A 24,506-nucleotide genomic window follows, 5' to 3' on the forward strand; every position below is an offset into this window, starting at 1 on the left:
CAAGGGATGATTAAATGGATTTAGAAGAAAAAGTAATCGCGCATACGCCAATCTATGACGGTGCCATTATGAACGTCGAACGTCAAACGGTTGAATTACCCAATGGCGAAAAGGCCTACCGTGAGATCGTGCATCATTCGGGTGCCGTAGGAATTATGGCCATTACACCGGAACAAAAAATGATTCTGGTACGGCAATGGCGCTCACCGATTGGACGGGCCACGTTAGAAATTCCGGCGGGCAAGCTGGATTCGCGGGATGGTGATGACCCTCAGCACGCCGCCATTCGGGAATTGAATGAAGAAATTCGGCTGCACCCTGACCATCTTGAACGGTTAGCCGGTTTTTATTCGTCAGTGGGCTTTTCAGACGAATACATGACGTTATATTTAGCCACTGATCTGCGACCGGTGCAATCTGAATTGCCACGGGATAAGGGTGAAAACCTAAATATTAAATCTTATTCCTTAGATGAATTGAGAACGATGGTTGCAAATGGTGACATTGAAGATGCTAAAACGGTGATGGCGGTTTGGCGGTTTGAAATGATGCAGCAAAAAAAGTAGGTGAGTCTTATCGCATATCAAGATGATGATCAACAGGCAAACGATGGTGGACAGCCATTGAGCCGCAGTGCGTATCGCGAGGAACAGCGGAAAAAGCAGGAAGACTTCGACCGCCGTGATCACGAACGGCTGAAAGCCGAAAAGCGCTACGCTAAACAGCATAGTGATCCGGAATACGACCAAAGACAGCAAGATGCGGTAGCGGCTGATAAGGTCAACCGGTTAAAACGTCGGTTAAATTGGGCGATTGGCTGGCTGATTGTGGGCATTATTGCAGTCTTTTTAATCCTATTTTTTGTGGAATTTTAACGCTTATAAAGTGAGGGCAATATAATGAAATACGGTATTTTATGCGCCATGGATGAAGAAATTGAAACGTTAAAAAAAGCCTTAGTCAACGAAAACGTCGTGGATGTTTCCGGCGTGTCGTTTTATGAAGGGACGATCAGTGACCAGGATGTGGTTTTAGTCCGTTCAGGGATCGGTAAAGTACAGGCTGGACTAACGACTGCCTTATTGATCACGCAGTTTCACGTTGACGTGGTCATTAACTCTGGTTCGGCCGGTGGTATCGGCAAGGGTCTGCACGTGGGCGACGTGGTATTATCAACGCAGACGGCCTATCACGATGTCGACGCACGGGCGTTTGATTACGTCTACGGTCAATTACCCGGCCAACCTGCCCGCTTTGATGCTGACAAGACCTGGGTTGCAAAGCTAGAACAAGCCGCTAAATCAACTGGACTGAACGTTAAAACCGGTCTGATCGTTTCTGGGGATCAATTTATTGCCAGTCACGAAGCTGTCGAAAAAATCTTAGCCCATTTTCCAGATGCCTTATCCAGTGAAATGGAAGGCGCGGCAGTTGGCCAAGTGGCCCACCAATTTAACACCCCTTACGTCGTGGTTCGGGCAATGTCTGATGTTGGTGACGAAAACGCCGGGGTCAGCTTTGATGACTTTATTATTGAGGCTGGTAAACGGTCAGCACAAATGTTGTTGGTCCTGTTTGCAGTTTAACGAGTTAAAGGAGTACTTAAAGTGAAAGAAATTTACTTAGATAACGCAGCCACCACCCCCATTTCTGACGAGGTGCTCGCGGAAATGACGGATAAGCTGCAAAACGTTTACGGCAACGCGTCAACCCTTTATGGCTTAGGGCGTCAAGCGCACACCGTTCTGGAAAACAGCCGGCAGATTATTGCCCAGAGCATTAATGCCGATGAAGATGACATTATTTTTACCAGTGGCGGGACTGAATCTGATAACACGGCTATTATGCAAACGGCCTATGCACGCCAATCATTAGGCAAACACATTATTACCACGGCGGTTGAACATGAGGCGATTTTAAAGCCCCTGCATTTTCTAGAAGAACAGGGCTTTGAAGTGACCTATCTACCAGTCGATGAAAATGGTCAGATCAGCCTCGATGACTTCAAACACGCCTTACGTGATGATACGATCTTGGTTACCATCATGACCGGGAATAACGAAGTGGGGACGCATATGCCGATTCACGAGATCGGTGAACTGCTGAAGGATCACCAAGCTTGGTTCCATACGGATGCGGTGCAGGCTTACGGTTTGCTGGACATTGATGTTAAACGCGACCATATCGACATGCTGTCTACCTCGGCACATAAGATCAACGGGCCAAAAATGGTCGGCTTTCTATACCGTAAAACGGGGATCAACTTTCCCAGTTTTATCAAGGGCGGCGACCAGGAAGAAAAGCGCCGTGCTGGGACGGAAAACGTACCGGGAATCGCTGGTATGGCGGCAGCCGTTAAAACGATCACTTCTGAAGAAAAGGCCCATCGTCAAGAGAAGTACTTTCAGTTCAAGCAGCAGATTGTTAAAGGCTTGACGGACGCTGGCGTGGACTTTGAAGTGAACGGGTCACTGGACCGGAATAATTTACAGCACGTGTTGAACCTGTGGATCAAAGGGGTCTCAACCTACGTTATGCAGACCAACCTTGATCTAGCTGGGATTGCCGTTTCCGGCGGTTCAGCCTGCACGGCGGGGTCAATTGAACCATCGCATGTTTTGACCGCCATGTTTGGTTCAGACAGTCCCCGAATCTCAGAGTCCATTCGGATCAGTTTCGGTCGTTACACGACTGGGGTCGATATTTCAGCACTGGTAACAAATATTTCTAAAATTGTGTCTCGGGTAAAGACACGCAGTGAGGGATAAATGCCTACCATTCTGTTATAAAAGTCTCTAATGACTTATCAAAAGGGATGAAACCTTGTTGTTCTGCTAGTCTTAATGAACTGACTGATTTTGAAAATAGTTTCCCTCATAATTCCCTTAAAATACCTTTTAAAGGGATCTATCGGGTATAATTAGCTTGAACCCACTGGGTAAGTGGGTCACCAAACTTAATTAAATGAGGAAATACGATGTTAATTACCTATAAAGTTGAGCTTAAGCCAACTGACAAGCAGGCTTGGCTGATTGATCAGCAGATATCCGGTAGTCGCTGGGCCTACAACCTCTTTTTAGATATTAATCGTCAACGTTATGAGTGTGGTTATCACTACATGAGTGCCTATGAGTTTTCTAGGTGGTTTAATCATGATTATTTGGATGTTAATCCAGATGATCAGTGGATTAAAGAATTATCTTCCAAGTCTGTGAAGCAGGCGTTTATTGATGCGGATACAGCTATGAAACGTTTTTTTAAGAGGCTAAGTAACTACCCGCATTGGCGTTCGTTTAAACGAGGTCAAGGTAGCTACTACTTTGTTAAGAATAGTCAAAAACAGATCATTGCTTGTGACCGGCACCGGATTAAATTGCCCAAACTGGGCTGGATACGATTGAAAGAATTCGGCTACATTCCTACTGATGCTGAACATTTTGTGATTAAACAAGGACGAGTGAAAGTTAAAGCTGGTCGGTATTATCTGACCTGTGTCGTAGAACAGGCTGATTCGCTTCAACCTATATTAGATGGTTGTCCTATCGGCATTGATCTAGGATTAAAGAATTTTGCAATTTTAAGTAATGGTTCCACCTATAGCAATCAGAACAAAAGCAGTCGTCTGAAGCGAATTAGAAAACGGCTTCGACGATTACAAAGAAAATTATCACGCCAGTATCGTGCACTGAAGGCTAGAAAACTGAAGGAAGGTAGATCTGCTACTGATTTGAACCTAGCCAAAACTCAGCTGAAGGTGCAACGGCTTTATCAACGATTAACTAATATTCAGATTGATTATCAAAATAAGCTGATTGCCACTGTGGTGAGAACCAAGCCGCAGTGGATTGCCTTAGAAGATTTGAATGTTAGCGGGATGATGAGAAATCGGCATTTAGCTAAAGCTATCGCTCAACAAGGTTTCTACAACTTTAGAGTAAAATTGATTGCTAAATGTCAGTAATTAGGAATTCCAGTACATTTAACTGGACGTTTTGAGCCAACTTCCAAACTTTGTCACCAATGTGGCACTAAGAAAGTAAGCTTAAAGCTGAGTGAACGCACTTATCACTGCCCTAATTGCAACTATACCAATGACCGTGATTTAAATGCTGCCCTGAATATCAGGGATACGAAAAACTTTGTCTTAGCCTACTAAACCAGGCTGCAAAGCATGTACCGGTGGCTAGCCGGGAATTGACGCTTGTGGACTATCATATCAACCGCAGTAGCGGGCAACGTGCGAGGCGGGATAGGAAGAAACAAGAATAATCGTTAACTTTTTATAAGTTATCAGTAGCAGGCGAAGTAAGATGGCATTTGATAAAACAACTAAGTTACAGGGTGACGAGCAGTCGTATACAATCAGTGATGGCATTAAGAAATTTTCACTGAGAGATGTTGGCTTTAATGAAAGTAAGAACGGCAGCTTCACGTTAAAGCGCTCATTGGACCCAGCGTCCCCCTATAATGCAACGGTAGAATTAAAAGTCATGGTCAATTCAGATTTAAGCGGCTTTAAAATGGCTGCTGTTGCGGGTAATGGTATGCGTGAAGTGAACATTTTCAAAATGGATCGCAAAGATGCCTTTCTGGAACAGTTCCATTACATTATGGATAATCTGGAAGAACGCGAGATCATCGTGCCAGTAACGCACTAATCGCTTGCAATCACTGCTATTGGCGTGTATTATCATTTATACTGGATTTTTGCGACCTTCAACTCGTAGATTCTCCAGAATCTGTTATGAAGTGATGGTGATTTTATGCAAGACAACAGCCAAACGCGTGTGGTTGTCGGCATGAGTGGCGGGGTTGACTCGTCCGTTGTCGCACTACGCTTAAAGCAGCAGGGCTATGACGTGGTCGGTGTGTTCATGAAAAACTGGGACGACACTGATGAAAACGGCGTCTGTACTGCTACTGAAGACTACAAAGACGTGGCTAAAGTCGCTGCCAAAATTGGAATTCCTTACTACTCAGTTAACTTCGAAAAGGAGTACTGGGACCGGGTATTTACTTATTTCTTAGATGAGTACAAGAAGGGTCGGACCCCTAATCCGGATGTGATCTGTAATAAGGAAATCAAGTTTAAGGCGTTCTTAGACTACGCTTTGGATCTTGGTGCTGACTACATCGCAACTGGCCACTACGCCCAGTTAAACCGCGATGCTGATGGTCATATGCACTTAATGCGTTCGGTCGATCAAAACAAGGACCAGACCTACTTTCTCAGTCAGCTTTCCACAGAACAGCTGGACCGTGTGATGTTTCCCATTGGCGACATCACTAAGCCAGAAGTTCGGCGGATCGCTGAGAAGGCTGGCTTGGCAACGGCTCACAAGAAGGATTCCGTTGGGATCTGCTTTATCGGTGAGAAGAACTTTAAGGGCTTTTTAGGCCACTATTTGCCAGCCAAACCCGGTAAGATGATGACCCTTGACGGTGACGTTAAGGGCGAGCATGCCGGTCTGATGTACTATACCATCGGTCAGCGCCGGGGCCTTGGTATTGGTGGCGATGGCGAAGATAACGAGCCTTGGTTTGTAATCGGTAAGGACTTGAAGAAGAATGTTTTGTATGTCGGCAAGGGTTATCATAATGAGCATCTTTACGCAACTCATCTTGAAGCCTCTGACATTCATTGGGTCAATAACATTGACCGCGGTCAGGATTTCCGGGCAACCGCGAAGTTCCGTTACCGCCAAGTCGATACCGGTGTGACCGTTCACCTGTCTGACGATGGTCAAAAGGTGACCGTTGAATTCGATGATCCGGTTCGGGCAATTACACCTGGACAAGCCGTCGTTTTCTACGATGGTCAAGAATGTCTAGGAAGTGCCATTATTGACGCTGCTTACAGTAAAGATCGTCAGCTCCAATACGTCTAAATAGGTAATCAAAACCAACTTGGGTTCTATGCAGAACTTAGGTTGGTTTTTTCGAGTCAACCTGTCATAATAGGATTGATTAATTTTAAAAATTAACGTTGGTTGAGAGGGACAGACATTGAAATTATTTTTCTTACGACATGGTAAAACCGAATGGAATCTTGAGTCACGTTATCAAGGTGCGGGTGGTGATTCGCCGCTCTTACCTGAAAGCTATGATGAAATTAAGCAAGCTGGGACGTATTTAAAACAGATCAAATTTGCCCATATTTATGCCAGTCCGATTAAGCGGGCCCGGGATACGGCCAGTACTGTCCGTCAGTATCTACCTGGCAGACCAGCTCTCAGTTTGCTGAGTCGGCTGGAAGAGTTTCACCTGGGTAAAATGGAGGGGATGCGCTTTAAAGAGGCCCAAACCCGGTTTCCTGAGGAATTCGACGCTTTTCGTAACGCACCGGCTGATTATCGTCCAGTGGAAATTGGCGGTGAAAGCTTTCAGGAAGTGATCGACCGGATGACACCGGCGATTCAAACCATTGTTCATAATTATCCAAACGATGATCAAAACGTTTTGATCGTTAGCCACGGGGCGGCTTTAAACGCTGAGATCAACGCGTTATTGGGGACACCCTTAGCCCATTTACGGGATCGTGGCGGGCTGAGTAATACCTCCACGACCATTTTAGAGACCCATGATGTAGGTGCACACTATGAACTAGTGGCCTGGAACAAAACCGATTATTTGAAACGAAAACTTGATTCAACAGACACTATTTAGAGGGGCGAGGACATGACTGAAACAAATCAACAGCAGGATGCTCAAAAGGCTGAGCGGGATGCGAAACAAAAAGAATCAGAACAGCTCATGCACCGGCTGATTCAAGAAATTGATGATGATCCAGATAACTACCATACCTACTATGATTTAGGGGCACTGTTAGTTAATCTAAAGAGCTATTCTCAAGCAGAAGAATTAATGATGAAGGCGCTGGGGCTATTTGCGGATAAGAGCCGGGCTGCCAAGGATACCTTAACGTACGGTCTGGGTAACGTGTACTACGCGGCTGGGGAATTTCAAAAAGCCATTGCGCAGTTCAATAAAGTTAAAGATTCTAAGTTAAAAAGTGATGCCTACATGATGTTAGCGCAAAGCTATATGGGTAATAACGACCATAAAACGGCGCTGGCATTCGCGTTGACCGCCGCAGAAAATCACCGGCAGGATCCGCAAGTCAACCAATTGATTGCGGATAATCTATTAGCAGTCGGCAGTTTTAAAGAGGCTGCTGAGTACTACGATAAAACGTTAGCCAGTGATCCGAAAAATGGCCACGCTCAATTTGACCGTGGGATTGCCGCTGTCGTCATGGGTGAAGATGCCACTGAGTACTTTAACCAAGCCAAGCAATTAGACCCTAAGTACTATCAAAAAGGGCAGTCACGGTTAGCCGATATTCAAGGGGCTTTAACTAAAAAGAAAACTGATCAAAAGTCCAAAGATGATCAGACGAACGCTTAATCTGAAAGTGGGATGTGCAAAATGGCCAGTGAAAATATAAATCTATTTGATGCGGATCAAAAGCCACAGCAGTCCTACATCGTTGGTACAGTATCAGCGACTTTTTTTGAAAGTCCAGATAGTTTTTACAAGGTCTTACTGGTGAAGGTCTCGCAAACTAACCTTGACTGGCGTGGTGATGAGATCGTGGTGACCGGTAACTTTGCCGATGTGGCTGAAGAGATGCCTTATCGCTTCTTTGGTAAATTAGTGGAACATCCCAAATACGGCCAGCAATTTCAGGCGGATAATTATCAAAACGAGGCGCCAACGACTAAGGAAGGCATTGTTCAGTATCTGTCAGGCGATGACTTTCCGGGATTAGGCAAAAAAACGGCTGAAAAGATTGTCGCCTTACTGGGCTTAACGGCCATTGATCAGATCAATCAGGACCCATCAGTACTGGATCCGCTAAATTTAAAAACTGAAGTGAAACAGACGCTGATTGACAACTTGACCAGTAATAACGGCGTCGAACAGATCATTATTGGTCTAAACGGCTACGGCTTTGGCAGTCGGCTCGCCAGTGTGATTTTTGAACGTTATAAGGAAAAAACGCTGCAGGTGATTCAGGAGAACCCCTATCAGTTAGTTGAAGACATTAACGGGGTGAGTTTTAAACGGGCTGACCAAATTGCGGATCAGCTCGGCATTGGTACCCAGTCACCGCAACGGATTCAGGCCGGGTTGCTGCAAACGTTAAGTGAACTGGCCATGGCGGACGGTAACACTTTTACCACTGCGGAACCGTTACTGAACGGCACCGTTCGACTCTTGCAGGATAGCCGCAATGAAGCAGTCGATCCACAATTGATTGCGGATCAGCTGATCGAACTGGGAAAAGCGCAAAAGGTGGTTGGCGAAGGTAACCGGATCTTCTTGAAGGGTCTCTATGACGCGGAATGGCAGGCAGCGGAACACCTCAACCGCATCTGTCAGGCTGAGGATCTGCCCAGCTTTAAGGATAAAGTGATTGAAAAACAGATGCGCTTAGTTGAACGCAATCTGGGAATTACCTACGATGAGTCGCAGGAGTCAGCGATTTTAGCGGCGATTCAATCCCACGTTTTCCTGTTGACGGGTGGTCCGGGAACGGGTAAAACGACCATTATTAACGGCATTGTGAACCTGTATGCGAAATTGCACGAGCTGTCCTTAGACGTTAATCAGTATAAGGACCAGCCGTTTCCCATTCTGCTGGCCGCACCAACGGGCCGGGCAGCGAAACGGATGAGTGAAACGACCGGTTTACCTGCCAGTACGATCCACCGGCTATTAGGACTGACGGGACGGGAAAATAACGACGATGTGACGGCTAAAGATCTGGAAGGCTCGCTGTTGATCGTTGACGAAATGTCGATGGTGGATATTTATCTGTTCCGCACGCTGCTGCGGGCCATTCCCGACTCCATGCAGGTGGTATTAGTCGGTGATAAAGATCAGTTACCATCCGTTGGGCCAGGACAGGTTTTCTTTGACCTCTTAAGCAGTCATCGGCTGAAGGAAATGGAGCTCAACACGATTTATCGCCAGGACGACGATTCGTCGATCATTCCGTTAGCCCACGACATTAAAATTGGCAAATTACCAGCTGATTTTACGCAAAATAAGTCTGACCGGTCATTTATTGCTTGCAACGCCTATCAGATGCCTTCCGTGATTGAACAAATTGTTGGCAAGGCCAAGCAGCGGGGCTTCTCCGCGGACGATTTTCAAGTGTTGGCACCGATGTACCGGGGTCCAGCCGGGGTAACGCGTTTAAATACGCTGATTCAAGATATTATGAATCCCTTAAGTGATACCCGTAAAAAAGAAGTTGAATTTCGCGGTGAAAAATTCCGAATTGGGGACAAGGTGTTACACCTAGTCAATAGTCCCGAAAATAACGTGTTTAACGGTGACATTGGCTCGATCGTGGGCATCACCTTAGCTAAATCGAAGGGGAATACGGATAAAGTCGATAAACTTACCGTTGCCTTTGACACGACTGAAGTTACCTATCCGCGCAATGAATGGGATAAGTTAACGTTGGCGTACTGCACGACGATTCATAAGGCGCAGGGGAGCCAATTTAAAATGGTGATTCTACCCATGGTCATGCAGTATTCGCGGATGCTGCAACGTAATCTGCTGTATACCGCCATTACTCGGGCTAAGTCAACGTTGATTTTACTGGGTGAACAAGCGGCGTTTGAAACCAGTGTCAAGCGGCAGTCAGTTAACCGCCAAACGGCGCTAGTAGACCGTATTACGGCGACTATCAGTGACGTTCAGGAATCAATTAGCCAGCAGGCGGCTGAAAAACCAGCTGCCAGCAAGCCCGTTGATCAGCCTGAAGGAGCCTCGCAACCGCAATCAGAGGCCCAACCGGAACCAGTAGCCGAAGATAATGGACCGACGATTTTAAACGATGGCATTTTAACCATGTCGTTGGTCAGCAGCGGTCAGATCGATCCGATGATCGGAATGGGAAAGATCACGCCAAAATCGTTTACTAAAAATTAGCGATAGTGTACTATTTGTTTATGCAGGTAAATTGACAATACAAATTCTGGAGGAAAAACATGCCAAATCAAAGTGAAACTGAACATCCTTTAAAGATGTTTGCGTTAAATTCAAACCGGCCACTGGCAGATAAGATTGCTGCGGCAGCGGGTGTCGAACTGGGTAAGGCCACCATCAAGCACTTCAGTGATGGTGAAATTTCGATTACGGTAGACGAAAGTATTCGTGGCGATGACATTTTCTTGATTCAGTCAGTTTCAGATCCAGTCAATACGATGCTAATGGAGTTATTGATCATGGTGGATGCTGTCCGTCGTGCCAGCGCCCATTCAATTACGGTGGTGATTCCGTATTACGGTTATTCTCGGGCGGACCGCAAAGCCCGTTCCCGCGAGCCCATTACGGCTAAATTGATCGCGTCGTTACTAGAAGATGACGGTGTTAACCGGGTCGTCACACTTGATCTACACGCTGCCCAACTGCAAGGGTTCTTTGATATTCCAATGGATCATTTGGAAGCCGCCCCATTACTGGCGGGCTATTTTGAAGATCACCACTTGACTGATAATTTGGTCATCGTTTCACCCGATCACGCTGGGGTCTCAAAAGCCCGGCGAATGGCGGACCTCCTGCACGCACCGTTAGCCATTATTGATAATCGGGATCCAAACAAATCAACGACTTCGGCTGAGGCTGTGATCGGTTCTGTTAAGGGTAAAAACGCGATCTTAGTGGATGACATTATTGATACGGCTGTGCGGATCTCAATTTCAGCTCAGACATTGAAGAACGCTGGCGCCAACGATATCTATGCCGTGGCAACCCACCCGGTCTTTAGTAAGAACGCCGTCAGCCAAATGGTGAACTCACCATTGAAAAAAGTGATCGTGACCGACTCAATTCAAATGCCAGAAGAGAAGCAATTTGATAAACTGGAAATTATTTCCGTTGGTAACTTGATGGGTCAGGCGATTCGACGCATTTATTCTGAACAAAGCGTTGGTCAGCTTTTTATCCAGTAAAAGTAAGACCAGTATTGTATAGTTGTTAAAGACAAAAAATTAGAGATGGAGAGTAGGCATCATGACATTTAAAAAGCTCTTGGTTGGTATCGGTAGTCTCGCGTTAGCCTTAACGCTTGCAGCTTGCGGTCAGTCCAAGTCGAGCAGTACACAGCAGATGGCTGACAAGCAAGACCTTAATCTGAGTACGACTGATACCATTTCCACACTGGATAATTCGGCAGCTTCTGAATCAGTGAGTTTAACTGCCCTATATTCGACTAATGAAGGGTTATACCGGCTGGGGAAGAATTCTAAAGTTGAAAACGCTCTGGCTACTAAGACTAACGTTTCAAATGACGGCTTAACTTACACGTTTAATCTGCGTAAAAACGACAAATGGAGTAATGGTAAACCCGTTACTGCTCAGGATTTCGTCTATTCTTGGCGCCGGACAGCTGACCCGAAAACGGCGGCCAACTACGCTTATCTCTTCGCGGGGATCAAGAACTTTAGTGCGATTCAAAAGGGGCGGATGAGTCCCAATACGTTAGGTATTGCAGCGCCAAGTAAGGATAAGCTGGTGGTTACGTTAGATCGGCCAGTACCATACTTTAAGCTGTTACTGGCCTTTCCGACCTTCTTTCCAGAACAGCAGTCAGCGGTTGAAAAGTATGGTAAACAGTATGGTAACAACAGTCAGGACGTTTCAAACAACGGGCCGTTTAAGGTTGCTGGCTGGAACGGGACGAACAATACTTGGCAATTAAAGAAGAATCCGAATTACTGGGATAAAAAACACGTTCACTTGAGTGCTATCAATTTCCAAGTGGTTAAGAGTCCCAGCACCGGCTTGAACTTATATAATCAAAATAAACTTGATGTGACGCCGTTAACCGGGACCCAAGTTGCTAATTACCAGAAGAACAAGGGCTTCAGCAAATTTGAAGGTGGCTCAATGATGTATCTGCAGCTGAATGAAAAGCGGGATAAGGCATTGAGAAACGTTAAGATTCGCCAGGCACTGTCTCAGATCGTCAATAAGCAAGCTTTAGCAAATAACGTATTACGTGATGGTTCTACGGCGCCAAAGGGGTTTGTTTCAACGAACCTTAGCAGAAACCCGAAGACTAAGGCGGATTTTGCGACTGATGCTTACGTGAAGTCTGGGGTAACCTATGATCCAAGTAACGCCAAGAAGCTTTGGGCACAAGGCATGAAAGAAGTCGGTCAAAAGAAGCTGACGCTGACCTTGCTGAGTGATGATACGGATCAGGCCAAGACCACGACGCAGTATCTGCAAGATCAATTCACCAAGCTGCCCGGCCTGTCAGTTAACATTGATAACGTGCCGTACAAGAACCGCTTGGCCCGGTCCTCTAACGGGAACTTTGATCTCGTGGTTTCACAGTGGGGTGCCGACTTTGCTGACCCAATCAACTTCTTGAGTTTGCAGGAAACCAAGAACCCAACGAACAACGGAAAATGGTCCAATGCGGAATTTGATAAATTGACGAACGCTTCTCAGACAACGGATGCCAATAATCAACAGAAACGGTATGAAGATCTGGTTGCTGCCGAAAAGGTCCTGATGAAGGATCAAGGGGTCATTCCACTGTATCAGCCATCCACGACTGAGCTATGGCGGCCAAACGTTCATGGTTACGTCTGGAATCCAGCGGGGATGAGCCGCGGTTATAAGGATATTTATTTAACGAAGTAAACCTTACAGATATGAGTTAAAAAGCTTAACTAGCAGTCGTTTTGGCTGATGGTTAAGCTTTTTGTATTCCTTAACTGATTTCAGCAGTATTTCAAACCGCGACTAAAAGTTACGGCTTACAAAGCCACTTACTTATTCAACTAGAGATTTTCAATAATACGTGAAAGAAATATCAGTTACGAGAATTTGTTTGAAATTTTCAATGAAACATGGTATACCTGAGTTATGGTAATTGAAAGCGATAACAATTTAAAATAACCTTTTTCAAATCAAGGTTAGGTGATGAAAGTAGGGCTTTGACATGAACTTTGAAGATTTATTAACTGAGCAGCGTAATCGGCATTCCACCCACATTGATCAAGTTGATACGGCAGATATGGTTGAAATTATTAACCGTGAGGACCAGCGAGTGGGTCGGTCAGTTCAAAAACAGTTGCCACAGATTGCAGACGCCATTAATTTGGCGACGACCCGTTTTGATGCTGGTGGCCGGTTGATCTACATTGGTGCCGGGACTTCTGGCCGGTTAGGGGTTCTTGATGCAACGGAATTACGGCCAACTTACGGGCTGGAAGAATCCCAGACTTTTGGAATTATCGCTGGTGGTCCAGATGCCATGTTCCACACCCTAGAAGGGGTAGAAGATTCAACCGAAGCAGCTGAAAATGACTTGAAAAAGGTCACGCTAAATAAGAAGGATATTGTGATCGGAATCGCCGCCAGTGGTGCCACACCTTATACCGTGGCGGCCCTGCATTATGCCAAACAGGTCGGTGCGTTAGCCATTGCCGTGGCCTGCGTGACTGACAGCCCATTGGAACATAACGCCGACGTGGCAATCTGTCCGATCGTAGGGCCGGAAGTGATCACCGGGGCCACGTTGATGAAGGCCGGGACCTCGCAAAAAATGGTCTTAAACATGGTCTCTAGCGGCATCATGATCCGTTCGGGTAAAGTCTATCAAAACCTGATGATCAACGTGGTACCAACTAACGCCAAGACTAAACGGCGGGCAAAGCGCATCATTGCTGCTGCTACGCAAACGTCTACTCTGGCTGCCGAAAGAGCGTTGGACCGTGCGGATAATAACGTGCCGTTAGCCATTCTGCTGATTGAAACCAAGGGGACGATTGCTGAAGCCAAGGCGTTATTGAAACAGGCTGGCGGGCGCGTCAGCGATGCGGTCAAGCTCAGTTTAAAATCCTAATGAAAATCTGACTGATTGGCTGCAGATTCACATGGTTTTCCCCTTGACCGAGTGTCATTCTCCTTTTAAAATTGATATGTACCAATTTATAAGAGAAGGAGAATCATTCATATGTATGCAGCGGATGAAAATCGTTACGATGGCCGGATGCCCGTTCGTCGTGCCGGCAACAAGGGTCTGCAGTTACCTGCAGTGTCCTTTGGAATGTGGCACAGCTTCGGGGACGATGCCAACTATTCTGACAGTGAAAAGGTTATTTTAAAAGCATTTGATAGCGGTATTTTTAGTTTTGACCTGGCCTATAATTATGGCCCAGGATCAGGTGCAGCTGAACGGCTCTTTGGTCAAGTTTACCAGGCTAATTTGAAGCCGTACCGTGATGAACTGGTCATTACGACTAAGGCCGGCTACCATATGTGGCCGGGGCCTTACGGTGAAATGAGTTCCCGTAAGACGCTGATCAACGCACTTGATAGCAGCTTGAAACGGATGGGGCTGGACTATGTTGATATCTATTACAGTCATCGTCCAGATCCAAACACTGATCCAGCTGAAACGGCGGAAGCTTTGGACAGTCTAGTTCGGGCGGGTAAGGCATTATATGTTGGGATCTCTAACTATAATGATGCACAAACTAAGGCTATTATGAAGACCTTCAAAGAATTGCACACGCCGTTTGTGGTCAATCAGTTATCTTATAACATGTTAAACCGTGAAGTTGAAGACGACGGTGTGCTGGATACGTTGAAGGAAAATAACCTCGGGATGGTCGCCTATGGTCCCTTAGCTGAAGGATTGCTGACGAATCAATATCTAGGTGGCATTCCAGAAGATTTTCAGATTCATTGGAGCAGTACTGAGGTCATGGATCAAGGTCGTGCTAAAGTCACTGCCAAGTTAAACCAGTTAAACGAAATGGCAAAGAATCGTGATCAGACTTTGGCTCAAATGTCCTTAGCCTGGTTATTAAAGGATCCCGTGGTTGTTAGTGTGGTTACGGGAGCTTCAAAGGTGTCTCATTTGGAAGACAATTTGAAAGCCGTTCAAAATATTCGTTTCTCCGCTGATGAATTAACCAAGATCGATTCAATTATTAAAGGCTAATTAAAGTGGATTACCCCCATTTTTGCATCGGCGAAATGGGGGATTTATTACATAGTTTAATCATGGGCGACCGTTTTCAAACAAGCGGGTTGCAGTAAGGAGCGTATTGTGGCACAAAAAGTGACGATTCGAAATCTAGCTGAAGCTGCTGGTGTATCGGTAACCACGGTTTCACAGATCCTCAATGGTAAGGGTGATCGGTTCAGCAGTGATACTCGTGCGCGGGTACTTAAATTACAAAAACAACTAGGGTACGTGCCGGATTTTAACGCCCGCAATTTAATTATGGGATCCACTCAAACCATTGGGGTGCTTGTGCCTAACTTAGCTAACCCGTTTTTTAGTATGTTTATTAAGGGGATTCAGCAGGCCGCTCAGTCGAACCACTTTGTTCCCATTATTTTTGACGCTAATCAGAACCAGGAACTGCAGAGTATGTACCTTGAGGAATTGATCAAACGGGCAGCAAATGGGCTGATCATTGCCAGTGCCACGTTGGATGCCAACGACATTGATCGCATTTTGACTCGCAATGGGATTCCCTATCTACTGTTTGATCAAAACGATGCGCAGATTGGGGACCGGGTCTGGGTCGATGATTATAAGGGCGGCCAAATGGCGGCTAACTATTTATTGTCGCAGGGTCACCGTAGAATTGCCTTGCTGGCAGGAGAAACCATTACTCATAATATTCAGCAGCGAATCAGTGGTTTTCGGGCCGGGATGGCTAAGTACCGGGCAACACTGCCGGATGAGATGGTGGTTCAGACGTCGATGACGAAGTTAGGGGGCTATCAAGCCACGGCTGAGTTGCTGGCGAAAAAGCCCACCGCGGTCTTTTGTATTAATGATGAAATGGCGATTGGTCTTTATCGCGGGCTTTCTGAACGGGGATTAAAGGTACCTGATGATTTGTCTGTGGTGGGTTACGATGATATTGATTTGGCTAATTTTATCACACCTAAGCTGACGTCGATTCACCAGCCGGCATTTGAAATGGGGCAGGTCGCTACTAAACTGCTGATCGAACGGCTGAATAATCCCCGGTTGGCTCATCAAGATAAACAGTTACCGTTAGAACTAGTGACCCGGGACAGTGTCAAATTAATTGCTGATGATATACAGTAAAAATGTGAAACAAATATGAATTAATAGTGATTAAAGTGCGAATATCCCTATGAATAGGGGATGAAATATATTTAACGAAATTTTAATAATCTAATAATATGCAAAAGTACGTGTATATTTAAGCTGATGAAGCTCAAATAACCAGTATTTTTGCATATTTTTTTGGCAATAAGCATACGGACTTAAAAATGTGAAATCCTTGGCATTTTAACTGTGAAGGATTCGATGAAACCGGTTCCAATTAACCGTATGATTAAGGTGTCTAAAAGAGATAGGAGGTAACTACCATGACTAAACCAATTCACGTCACATCAGAAATCGGCAAACTTGACGTTGTTATGTTGAAACGCCCAGGTGCCGAGGTGGAAAACTTTACCCCTGAGATGATGCCAAGGCTTTTATTCGATGACATTCCTTACCTACCCATTGCGCAAAAAGAACACGATAATTTTGCTGACACATTAAGAGCGAACGGCGCTGAAGTATTATATTTAGAGAACTTAGTGGTGGAAGCGTTAGAGGCTGGCGGCTTAGCAGTCAAAACCGCTTTTCTGGACAAGATGTTAACTGAATCTGGCTATGCAGCTGGCATTATTCATCGTGAATTAGAAGACTACCTATTAAATATGACAACGACTGAAATGGTGATCAAACTCATGGCAGGCGTACGGAAAAATGAATTAGATTTTGTACCGCGTGACCTCGTGAGTGCAGCTGAAGAACAGGATTATCCGTTCTACCTAGATCCAATGCCTAACCTGTATTTCACCCGTGACCCGGCTGCTTCGTTAGGCGACGGTCTCAGTATCAATCATATGACCTTCCCGGCAAGGCAGCGCGAATCCTTCTTTATGGAAACCATCATTAACTATCACCCACGGTTTGCTGATCAAGGCCTGCACGTTTGGCGGGATCGTGATCAGCCAGGACGGATCGAAGGTGGCGATGAATTAGTGCTTAGTGACACCGTAATTGCCATTGGGGTGTCGGAACGGACTTCAGCTGGTGCTATTGAAGATATCGCTCGGCGGTTATTTGAAAGAAAGAGCGGGTTTGAAAAGGTACTGGCCATTCGGATCCCGCATAACCATGCCATGATGCACTTAGACACGGTATTTACGATGATCAACCACGACCAATTTACCGTTCACCCGGGGATCTTGGGTGAAGGCGGTCAAATCGATACGTGGACCATTACCGAAGATCAAGATGGCGACCTGCACGTTAACCACCATTCAGACCTCAAACAAGTGTTAAAAGACGTGCTAGGACTAGCTGAGATCGACCTCATTCCGACCGGTGGCGGTGACCCCCTGATTGCTGACCGGGAACAATGGAATGATGGGTCGAATACATTAGCGATTGCTCCGGGAGTTGTGGTAACCTATAATAGAAACTACGTATCAAATCAGGTACTCCGTGAACATGGACTGAAAGTTCTGGAAGTTCTGTCCAGTGAACTTTCAAGGGGACGTGGCGGCCCAAGATGCATGAGTATGCCGCTGGTACGGGAAGATCTATAATCTAACAAAAAGGAGCTATTATCATGAAAGAATTTAAAAATAGCGTTTTTCAAGGACGGTCAGTGCTGGCCGAAAAAGATTTTAGTGCCGCTGAATTGAACTATTTGATTGATTTTGGACTGCATTTAAAGGCCCTTAAAAAGGCGGGCGTGCCGCATCATTACCTGGAAGGGAAGAACATCGCGTTACTGTTTGAAAAGAATTCGACCCGGACACGTTCAGCGTTTACCACTGCAGCAATCGACCTTGGGGCGCATCCAGAATTCTTAGGCGCTAACGATATTCAGTTAGGTAAAAAGGAATCGGTTGAAGATACGGCCAAGGTGCTTGGCAGCATGTTTGACGGCATCGAATTCCGGGGCTTTAGTCAAAAAGTCGTGGAACAGTTAGCCGAATTCTCCGGGGTACCGGTTTGGAACGGGTTAACGGACGAATGGCACCCAACTCAAATGCTGGCTGACTTCATGACCGTGAAGGAAAACTTTGGTCATCTCAAGGGACTAACATTAACTTACATGGGTGATGGTCGTAACAACATGGCTAATTCCCTATTAGTAACCGGTGCAATCTTAGGTGTCAACATCCACATCGTGGCGCCTAACGAATTACACCCAGCCCAAGAGATTCAAGACCTGGCCAACGGGTTTGCGAAGGACTCAGGCGCTAAATTACTGATCACGAATGACCTGGATGAAGGTCTGAAGGGTTCCAACATTGTTTACACCGACGTTTGGGTATCTATGGGTGAAAATAACTGGCAAGAACGGATCAATTTACTGAAACCTTACCAAGTCAACATGGCAGCTTTGAAGAAGACGGGCACCCCAGATGATCAATTGATCGTGATGCACTGTCTGCCGGCTTTCCATGATACCACTACTGATTACGGTAAAGAAATCCAGGAGAAGTACGGGTTAACTGAAATGGAAATTACGGACGAAGTTTTCCGCAGCAAATACGCCCGGCAGTTTGAAGAAGCTGAAAACCGGATGCATTCCATCAAAGCCATGATGGCAGCAACGTTAGGTGACTTATTTATTCCAAGAGTATAAGCTGATCAATCGATTTTAGGGGGCTTAGGCGAAACATTCAGTTGTTTTGCTCAGCGCCTTTTTTATTTTCAGCAGACACCTTGACAGAAAGGATGATTTCCCATGACAGCACGAAAAATTGTGGTGGCACTCGGTGGCAACGCCATTTTAGCAAGTGATGCCAGTGCTCAAGCGCAACAGCGCGCGTTAAGAGAAACCGCTAAATACCTGGTTAAATTTATTCAGCAAGGCGATTCGCTGATTATTTCCCACGGTAATGGACCCCAGGTCGGTAATCTATTATTGCAGCAAGCCGCTGGCAACACACCGGATAATCCGGCAATGCCATTAGATACCGCAGTTGCCATGACCCAGGGCAGTATCGGCTACTGGCTGCAAAACGCCATGGCGGCCGAACTAGCTGATCTGGGAATCGAAATGGACGTGGCGACGGTGGTGACTCAGGTCGTGGTTGATGAAAATGACCCGGCTTTTGACACGCCAACGAAACCGATTGGGCCCTTTTATACCCAAAAAGAAGTGACTGATATTCAAAGTGCCAATCCTGAATTTCAATTTGTGGAAGATGCCGGCCGGGGCTATCGGCGGGTAGTGCCGTCACCGCGACCCATCGGTGTGGTGGAAGCTGGCGCCGTTAATCAGCTAGTCAACGCGGGAATTATCCCCATTGCAGCTGGTGGCGGTGGTGTCCCCGTTATCCGGCATGACCATGAACTGGTCGGCTGCGAAGCGGTGATCGATAAAGATTTCGCTTCAGAAAAATTAGCCGAACGGGTGGGTGCTGATCAGCTGATTATTTTAACCGCGGTGGATCACGTGTACGTGAACTTTAATACCCCAGAGCAGCAACAGCTGACAGCAGTTTCAGTCGATGATTTACAGCAGCACATTGCTGATGGCCAGTTCGCAGCTGGCAGCATGCTGCCGAAAGTGGAAGCGGCTATTGAATTTGTGACCCATCGCCCAGAAGGACAGGCGGTGATCACGTCACTGACTAACCTGGGGCAGTTCATTGAAACGGGTTCCGGAACCGTTATCTCAGCCGTGAACGTGGAGACAAACGTTTAAGAGAATATAATAGCCTCATGATCAGTTATTTGAATGATCATGAGGCTATTTTTATAAGGTTTTAATGCACAATTAATAGATGAAACTTAAATTTAACCCCATTTGGCGTATAATATAAGCCAGTTAAGAAAGGGGCCGGATCCATGCTGCAAACGGATGATACTTATCGTCATTATTTGCGTCAGTTACCTGAGTTTCGTGAGTTTACTGAGGCTGAATTTACCAAACTGACGCACGACCTAAACGTTAAAACTTATCCGAAGGGCCAAGTGCTGTTTGACCACGGTGACCCGCGAAACCGGTTTTACTACGTGATCAAAGGTGTGGTGCGCTTGGAACGGCAGGATGAGACCGGTAACTTTTCATTCATTAATTACGTTAAGGCGATCAAAGGTTTTCCTTACCGTGGGCTGTATACGGATACGGACTATCCCTACACGGCGACAGCGTTAACGGCGATTACGATCGCATCAGTACCCATGTCAAGCTTTGAAGCTATCGTGGCTTTAAATCCGCTGGTGACCCGCCAAGTGATCAGTCAAATGAGTCATTTGCTGGACCAGATGGAAAACCGGCTGCAGAAATTAGTGACTTCCAGTGCGACTGGCCGGGTGATTCAGGCGCTGAGCATCTTTGGCACCGATATGGGTGAGCAGACACCAGAGGGTGATGTTTTGATTCCTTATCCGATCACGCTGATCGAATTGGCCCGCTTAAGCGGCACCACGCGTGAAACCGCTGGGCAAGTAGTGACCAAATTAGAAGTTGCCGGTAAATTAACCTATAATAAGAAGCGTTTTCGTTTTGATCCCCATGATTTAACCATTTGATCAGGGGAAACGGACTTAAGATTATAAAGATTAGGGGCAGTGTCATGGCATTAAAAATAAAAAAAATTGAAACCTTTCCAATTGCAGTACCGTTAAAGTCACCGTTTAAAACAGCTTTACGAACCGTAACGACGGCTGAGAGTTTAATTGTGAAAATGACGGATTCGGATGGGTTTACTGGTTTGGGTGAAGCAGCTCCCACAGCACCGATTACGGGTGACACTTCTGCCAGTATCCGGTACGCTATCGAGCAGGTGATCGCACCGAAATTAATTGGCGCATCGCTGAACCAGCCTGAACGGGTCAAACAAATCATTGAGACTGCCTTAGTTGGTAATCACAGTCCTAAAGCGGCGGTCAACATTGCCGTGAATGATCTCCTGGCGCAGCACTATGGGGTTTCCTTATCACAATGGCTGGGCGGTTATCGCCAAACGATATCTACCGATTATACGGTCAGTGTCGGGACGGCAGCGGAAATGGTGCGTCATGCCAAACAACTAGTGACGGCAGGGTTTAACACCTTAAAAGTCAAGGTTGGCAGTCAGTCACCCTTTGAAGATCTGAAACAAGTTCGTGTCATTCGGGATGCGGTGGGCCCAGACGTTAAGATTCGGCTGGATGCAAATCAAGGTTGGCATAAAAAACAAGCCGCTAAAATGATCAATCAAATGGCTACGGATGGTCTGGCAATCGAATTAGTAGAACAGCCGGTGCCAGCTGATGATTTTGAAGGCATGGCTTACGTGACCGCCCATACCGATACGCCAATCATGGCGGATGAAAGTATCTTTTCAGCCAAGGATGCGTTGCGATTACTAAAAATGGACGGTTGTGATATTATTAATCTCAAGTTAATGAAGGCGGGCGGCATTGATAATGCCCTGAAGATTAATACACTTGCGGAAGCCTTTGGTGTTCCTTGCATGGTGGGCAGTATGATTGAATCGCAGGTTTCGGTCACTGCAGCTGCGGAGATTGCAGCTGCTAAAAGTAATATTCAATATTACGATTTAGACGCGGCCATGATGTTTACTCAGCAGCCCACAACGGGTGGTATTACGCATACAGGATCAGAGATCACGATTCCTAGCGAAAGTGGATTGGGCATTCAGTTTCAGACAAAGTAATTAACAGCAATTAGGGGGCGAGCAAATGGAAATAAGACGAGTAATAGTACCTGTAGCAACGTTGTGGACCAGTCCCAAAGCACCGCGAAAGAGTGATCGGTTAGCCCTCGATGGTAAGACTAAACAGTGGGTGGCGCAGATGACCACGGCGCAAACCATTGATTTATGTGATGCTAAACGGTTGGAGACCCAAGCCGTTTTTAATGACGAAGTAATGATCGATAGTACTGAAGGTGAGTGGTCCAAGGTCTACTTGACCACTCAGACTGATGATGCGGATGAACGAGGCTACATTGGCTGGTTGCCAACTAAACTATTGTCGACTGCTCCCGTAGCGTATTCGGCTGAAGCGCCGACCGTTCATATTACCGTACCATTTACGATCCTCTATGATGATCAGCAAAAACCGTTGCTTGAACTTGTCATGGGTACGGCATTAACAAAATTATCAGAAGAAGGCAATTTACTGCGAGTCGCTACACCATTTGGAGACGGCTATGTTGCTGCTGACAGTACGGTGGTTCATGTAGCCGGCAAAACGGCTGGCGATAAAATGGTTGCCATGGCGCATCAATTCTCAGGCCTGCGTTATCTCTGGGCCGGAATCTCACCATATGGTTTCGATTGTTCGGGCTTTATGTATACCCTGCATCGTGTACTGGGAATTAAGATTCCAAGAGATGCTGATGATCAGCGGAACAGTGGTCAGCCAGTCAAACCAGAAAATTTACTGCCGGGTGATCTGCTGTTTTTTGCCTATGAACACGGTAAGGGATTTGTACATCACGTGGGGATGTATATTGGCAACGGCCAGATGATTCAGTCACGCACACCGGGTAAACAGGTCGACATTGCGAGACTAACTGAGATGCGATATGCCCCAGAATTTGTGGCTGCAAGAAGGTATTGGCAATGAGCCTAAAAGCAGAGGTCGATTTGCTAATTGCAGCTTACAAAGAGCCTGTTTCAATTTATATGTATCATGCAAATAAGCTAGTTTACAGTCATCTTGCACATGAGCAGTTACCAGCAGCTTCAGTAATTAAACTAGCCATTTTGGCGACCCAATTAACCCGCCATGAGGATCTGGAACAGGTAATTGATGTTTCCAATACGCCGCAAGTTGGTGGTGCAGGTGTGCTGCACTTACTGGACCAGTCCAAGTGGACGATCCAGGATCTGTTGAAATTAATGATCACCGTTTCGGATAACTATGCTGCTAATGTGATGATCGACCATTTGTCGATGGCGGCAATCAATCAGTGGTTAGCTCAAAATAGCTATCAGGAGACACAGTTGCAACGCCGATTAATGGATACAGAGGCGGTCAAAGCTGGGCGTGAAAATGTGATTTCAGCGGCTGATGCGCTGCGGCTTTTTCGGTACCTCTTGAAGACCTTTCCGCAGACGCAAAACTGGTTTTTAAACCAGCAGTTTCGTGGTAAATTACCCTTAACGATGGATGAAACTACCGCGGACGTTCAAATCTACAATAAGACCGGTGAGGGGCCGTTCGTTGACCACGATGTTGCGCGGTTTACTAAAAATGGTCAGTCGATGGATGTCGCCGTGTTAACAAACGGGTTTACAGACCGGTTAGCAGTGATCTCAATGATGGCGGCAATTGGTCAGTTGATCTACCGCGCCTTATAAATTCATTAAAAGCACTGGTTAGGTATTCAGCCCCGTTATCGGGCGTGATACACTAGAATTAACCTATATGAAATGAGGATTTCATGATGAAAAAAGCAATTCGGTTGAGTTTGATCAGCGGGGCATTATTGCTCCTGCTGGGGGCTAGTGTGCCAGTTCGGGCACTGGCTGATAATACCACTGATGTGCCTTCAAGTTCTGAAAGTTCTGATTCAGCGAATACGAGTTCTGGACAGGCGGTTCAAACGAAAGCACTGTCAAAACCATACGTGGTTTATGGTTCCGGCTTAGCTTCTGAGGATAAGGATGCCGTTTCAAAGGCGTTGGCTGTACAGTCAAACTATCAAAGTTTGACCGTTACGGGCTCTGATTATGCCACTTACATTAATTCGGCTGGAACGAGTGATGCCAGCATGATCAGTTCCGTGTCATTAGCACCAGCCGATCCGGGCACTGGCGTGAAAGTCAACATTGCGCCTTATAACGGGCAAAATAATATTACTCAAGTGACGTCGCAGCAGTACGCGATGGTGGCCACCATGGCCGGGGTCAAAGATGTGATCATCACGGTGACGGCTGATAAAACCGTTTCTGGTGAATCGGCTTTAACCGGTGTTTATAAAGCGCTGGCCGCGGATGGCTTAACGTTGAATCAGCAAAATACTCAGGCTGCCAACGGCATTATGGACGCCACTCAACCAGCAATTGACCAAAATAAAGGGGATAAAAAATATCCTGGAAAACTGATGGCAGCAGTTGGTAACGTCTCGTCTGATTTAGCCAAGCAGCGGCAACAAGATAATCAATATGCGACTAAGGAAGATATCAGACAGATGTTGGATGATGCCTTAGCTAAACAAGGTATTCAGTCACAAACGTCAACTACGGTGATCAATAACATCGTGATTGCGTTGGGTAACGTTCAAAAAGCGCCAGTTTCTGGCACCTCAAGTTACGTGGATAACGCTAAACAGGTTGCTAGTAACATCAGTAACTCGGTAGGTAACAAGATGGCGCAGTTAAAGGATTTTGCTAGTAATGCCGACACTAGCGGCATGATGGGCACACTCAGCAGAATTTGGCAGTCAATCGTGAATTTCTTTAGCCATTTGTTCTAAAATAGGCTGATTTATTAA

General features: G+C 46.1%; 24 protein-coding genes. All 24 read left to right on the plus strand.

Going from position 1 to position 24,506, the window contains the following annotated elements; genetic code table 11:
• The first annotated feature begins 14 nt into the window (after positions 1-14).
• On the plus strand, positions 15-566 hold the full coding sequence (locus FFM73_RS04095; RefSeq protein ID WP_137630515.1) for an NUDIX hydrolase: 552 nt from the start codon (positions 15-17) through the stop codon (positions 564-566).
• Positions 567-875 (plus strand): hypothetical protein, encoded by a 309-nt coding sequence (locus tag FFM73_RS04100; RefSeq protein WP_235874449.1) that lies wholly within the window; start codon positions 567-569, stop codon positions 873-875.
• A gap of 24 nt (positions 876-899) precedes the next feature.
• A complete protein-coding gene (locus FFM73_RS04105) occupies positions 900-1,586 on the plus strand; it encodes a 5'-methylthioadenosine/adenosylhomocysteine nucleosidase (protein ID WP_137630516.1) in 687 nt (228 codons plus the stop codon).
• A gap of 21 nt (positions 1,587-1,607) precedes the next feature.
• A complete protein-coding gene (locus FFM73_RS04110; protein WP_137630517.1) occupies positions 1,608-2,768 on the plus strand; it encodes a cysteine desulfurase family protein in 1,161 nt (386 codons plus the stop codon).
• A gap of 209 nt (positions 2,769-2,977) precedes the next feature.
• Positions 2,978-3,961, plus strand: coding sequence for an RNA-guided endonuclease InsQ/TnpB family protein (locus FFM73_RS04115; protein WP_198418927.1), 984 nt, complete (start codon positions 2,978-2,980; stop codon positions 3,959-3,961).
• A gap of 6 nt (positions 3,962-3,967) precedes the next feature.
• A complete protein-coding gene (locus FFM73_RS13175) occupies positions 3,968-4,156 on the plus strand; it encodes a zinc ribbon domain-containing protein (protein ID WP_198418928.1) in 189 nt (62 codons plus the stop codon).
• A 154-nt stretch (positions 4,157-4,310) separates the two neighbouring features.
• Positions 4,311-4,658, plus strand: coding sequence for a DUF1831 domain-containing protein (locus FFM73_RS04120; RefSeq protein WP_137630518.1), 348 nt, complete (start codon positions 4,311-4,313; stop codon positions 4,656-4,658).
• 105 nt (positions 4,659-4,763) lie between these two features.
• On the plus strand, positions 4,764-5,888 hold the full coding sequence (mnmA, locus tag FFM73_RS04125; protein ID WP_137630519.1) for a tRNA 2-thiouridine(34) synthase MnmA: 1,125 nt from the start codon (positions 4,764-4,766) through the stop codon (positions 5,886-5,888).
• Positions 5,889-6,006: 118 nt separating this feature from the next.
• The gene (locus FFM73_RS04130; RefSeq protein ID WP_137630520.1) at positions 6,007-6,666 is read left to right on the plus strand and encodes a histidine phosphatase family protein; all 660 of its coding nucleotides are present in this window, start codon (positions 6,007-6,009) and stop codon (positions 6,664-6,666) included.
• Positions 6,667-6,678: 12 nt separating this feature from the next.
• Positions 6,679-7,407 (plus strand): tetratricopeptide repeat protein, encoded by a 729-nt coding sequence (locus FFM73_RS04135; RefSeq protein ID WP_137630521.1) that lies wholly within the window; start codon positions 6,679-6,681, stop codon positions 7,405-7,407.
• A gap of 21 nt (positions 7,408-7,428) precedes the next feature.
• Positions 7,429-9,951: an SF1B family DNA helicase RecD2 gene (gene recD2 / locus FFM73_RS04140; RefSeq protein WP_137630522.1), complete on the plus strand. Its 2,523-nt coding sequence runs from the start codon at positions 7,429-7,431 to the stop codon at positions 9,949-9,951.
• 59 nt (positions 9,952-10,010) lie between these two features.
• On the plus strand, positions 10,011-10,973 hold the full coding sequence (locus tag FFM73_RS04145; RefSeq protein ID WP_137630523.1) for a ribose-phosphate diphosphokinase: 963 nt from the start codon (positions 10,011-10,013) through the stop codon (positions 10,971-10,973).
• Positions 10,974-11,034: 61 nt separating this feature from the next.
• Positions 11,035-12,675, plus strand: a complete 1,641-nt coding sequence (locus FFM73_RS04150; RefSeq protein WP_137630524.1) for a peptide ABC transporter substrate-binding protein — start codon at positions 11,035-11,037, stop codon at positions 12,673-12,675.
• A 301-nt stretch (positions 12,676-12,976) separates the two neighbouring features.
• Positions 12,977-13,882 carry an N-acetylmuramic acid 6-phosphate etherase gene (gene murQ / locus FFM73_RS04155; protein ID WP_137630525.1) on the plus strand — a complete coding sequence of 302 codons (906 nt, stop codon included), beginning with the start codon at positions 12,977-12,979 and terminating at the stop codon, positions 13,880-13,882.
• 111 nt (positions 13,883-13,993) lie between these two features.
• Entirely contained in the window at positions 13,994-14,986 is a 993-nt protein-coding gene (locus tag FFM73_RS04160; RefSeq protein WP_137630526.1) for an aldo/keto reductase, read from the plus strand.
• Positions 14,987-15,094: 108 nt separating this feature from the next.
• The gene (gene rbsR / locus FFM73_RS04165; protein ID WP_137630527.1) at positions 15,095-16,114 is read left to right on the plus strand and encodes a ribose utilization transcriptional repressor RbsR; all 1,020 of its coding nucleotides are present in this window, start codon (positions 15,095-15,097) and stop codon (positions 16,112-16,114) included.
• 287 nt (positions 16,115-16,401) lie between these two features.
• Entirely contained in the window at positions 16,402-17,637 is a 1,236-nt protein-coding gene (gene arcA, locus FFM73_RS04170; RefSeq protein WP_137630528.1) for an arginine deiminase, read from the plus strand.
• A 23-nt stretch (positions 17,638-17,660) separates the two neighbouring features.
• On the plus strand, positions 17,661-18,689 hold the full coding sequence (argF, locus tag FFM73_RS04175; RefSeq protein ID WP_137630529.1) for an ornithine carbamoyltransferase: 1,029 nt from the start codon (positions 17,661-17,663) through the stop codon (positions 18,687-18,689).
• 102 nt (positions 18,690-18,791) lie between these two features.
• Entirely contained in the window at positions 18,792-19,757 is a 966-nt protein-coding gene (gene arcC, locus FFM73_RS04180) for a carbamate kinase (RefSeq protein ID WP_137630530.1), read from the plus strand.
• A gap of 143 nt (positions 19,758-19,900) precedes the next feature.
• Positions 19,901-20,587, plus strand: coding sequence for a Crp/Fnr family transcriptional regulator (locus FFM73_RS04185; RefSeq protein WP_137630531.1), 687 nt, complete (start codon positions 19,901-19,903; stop codon positions 20,585-20,587).
• Positions 20,588-20,631: 44 nt separating this feature from the next.
• Positions 20,632-21,717 carry a mandelate racemase/muconate lactonizing enzyme family protein gene (locus FFM73_RS04190; protein ID WP_137630532.1) on the plus strand — a complete coding sequence of 362 codons (1,086 nt, stop codon included), beginning with the start codon at positions 20,632-20,634 and terminating at the stop codon, positions 21,715-21,717.
• A gap of 25 nt (positions 21,718-21,742) precedes the next feature.
• Entirely contained in the window at positions 21,743-22,633 is an 891-nt protein-coding gene (locus FFM73_RS04195; protein WP_137630533.1) for a C40 family peptidase, read from the plus strand.
• Positions 22,630-23,370: a serine hydrolase gene (locus FFM73_RS04200; RefSeq protein WP_137630534.1), complete on the plus strand. Its 741-nt coding sequence runs from the start codon at positions 22,630-22,632 to the stop codon at positions 23,368-23,370. Before FFM73_RS04195 ends, FFM73_RS04200 begins: the two co-directional genes overlap by 4 nt.
• Positions 23,371-23,456: 86 nt before the next feature.
• The gene (locus FFM73_RS04205; RefSeq protein WP_235874450.1) at positions 23,457-24,488 is read left to right on the plus strand and encodes a DUF1002 domain-containing protein; all 1,032 of its coding nucleotides are present in this window, start codon (positions 23,457-23,459) and stop codon (positions 24,486-24,488) included.
• Positions 24,489-24,506 lie beyond the last annotated feature (18 nt).

Source organism: Secundilactobacillus hailunensis (assembly GCF_005405185.1).
Lineage (GTDB): Bacteria > Bacillota > Bacilli > Lactobacillales > Lactobacillaceae > Secundilactobacillus > Secundilactobacillus hailunensis.

Excerpts from the sequence above, each read along its gene's own strand:
- FFM73_RS04095 (WP_137630515.1), top strand. The coding sequence starts at position 15 with ATGGATTTAGAAGAAAAAGTAATCGCGCATACGCCAATCTATGACGGT.
- FFM73_RS04105 (WP_137630516.1), top strand. The coding sequence starts at position 900 with ATGAAATACGGTATTTTATGCGCCATGGATGAAGAAATTGAAACGTTA.
- FFM73_RS04115 (WP_198418927.1), top strand. The coding sequence starts at position 2,978 with ATGTTAATTACCTATAAAGTTGAGCTTAAGCCAACTGACAAGCAGGCT.
- FFM73_RS04120 (WP_137630518.1), top strand. The coding sequence starts at position 4,311 with ATGGCATTTGATAAAACAACTAAGTTACAGGGTGACGAGCAGTCGTAT.
- mnmA (WP_137630519.1), top strand. The coding sequence starts at position 4,764 with ATGCAAGACAACAGCCAAACGCGTGTGGTTGTCGGCATGAGTGGCGGG.
- FFM73_RS04135 (WP_137630521.1), top strand. The coding sequence starts at position 6,679 with ATGACTGAAACAAATCAACAGCAGGATGCTCAAAAGGCTGAGCGGGAT.
- recD2 (WP_137630522.1), top strand. The coding sequence starts at position 7,429 with ATGGCCAGTGAAAATATAAATCTATTTGATGCGGATCAAAAGCCACAG.
- FFM73_RS04145 (WP_137630523.1), top strand. The coding sequence starts at position 10,011 with ATGCCAAATCAAAGTGAAACTGAACATCCTTTAAAGATGTTTGCGTTA.
- FFM73_RS04150 (WP_137630524.1), top strand. The coding sequence starts at position 11,035 with ATGACATTTAAAAAGCTCTTGGTTGGTATCGGTAGTCTCGCGTTAGCC.
- murQ (WP_137630525.1), top strand. The coding sequence starts at position 12,977 with ATGAACTTTGAAGATTTATTAACTGAGCAGCGTAATCGGCATTCCACC.
- FFM73_RS04160 (WP_137630526.1), top strand. The coding sequence starts at position 13,994 with ATGTATGCAGCGGATGAAAATCGTTACGATGGCCGGATGCCCGTTCGT.
- arcA (WP_137630528.1), top strand. The coding sequence starts at position 16,402 with ATGACTAAACCAATTCACGTCACATCAGAAATCGGCAAACTTGACGTT.
- argF (WP_137630529.1), top strand. The coding sequence starts at position 17,661 with ATGAAAGAATTTAAAAATAGCGTTTTTCAAGGACGGTCAGTGCTGGCC.
- arcC (WP_137630530.1), top strand. The coding sequence starts at position 18,792 with ATGACAGCACGAAAAATTGTGGTGGCACTCGGTGGCAACGCCATTTTA.
- FFM73_RS04185 (WP_137630531.1), top strand. The coding sequence starts at position 19,901 with ATGCTGCAAACGGATGATACTTATCGTCATTATTTGCGTCAGTTACCT.
- FFM73_RS04190 (WP_137630532.1), top strand. The coding sequence starts at position 20,632 with ATGGCATTAAAAATAAAAAAAATTGAAACCTTTCCAATTGCAGTACCG.
- FFM73_RS04195 (WP_137630533.1), top strand. The coding sequence starts at position 21,743 with ATGGAAATAAGACGAGTAATAGTACCTGTAGCAACGTTGTGGACCAGT.
- FFM73_RS04200 (WP_137630534.1), top strand. The coding sequence starts at position 22,630 with ATGAGCCTAAAAGCAGAGGTCGATTTGCTAATTGCAGCTTACAAAGAG.
- FFM73_RS04205 (WP_235874450.1), top strand. The coding sequence starts at position 23,457 with ATGAAAAAAGCAATTCGGTTGAGTTTGATCAGCGGGGCATTATTGCTC.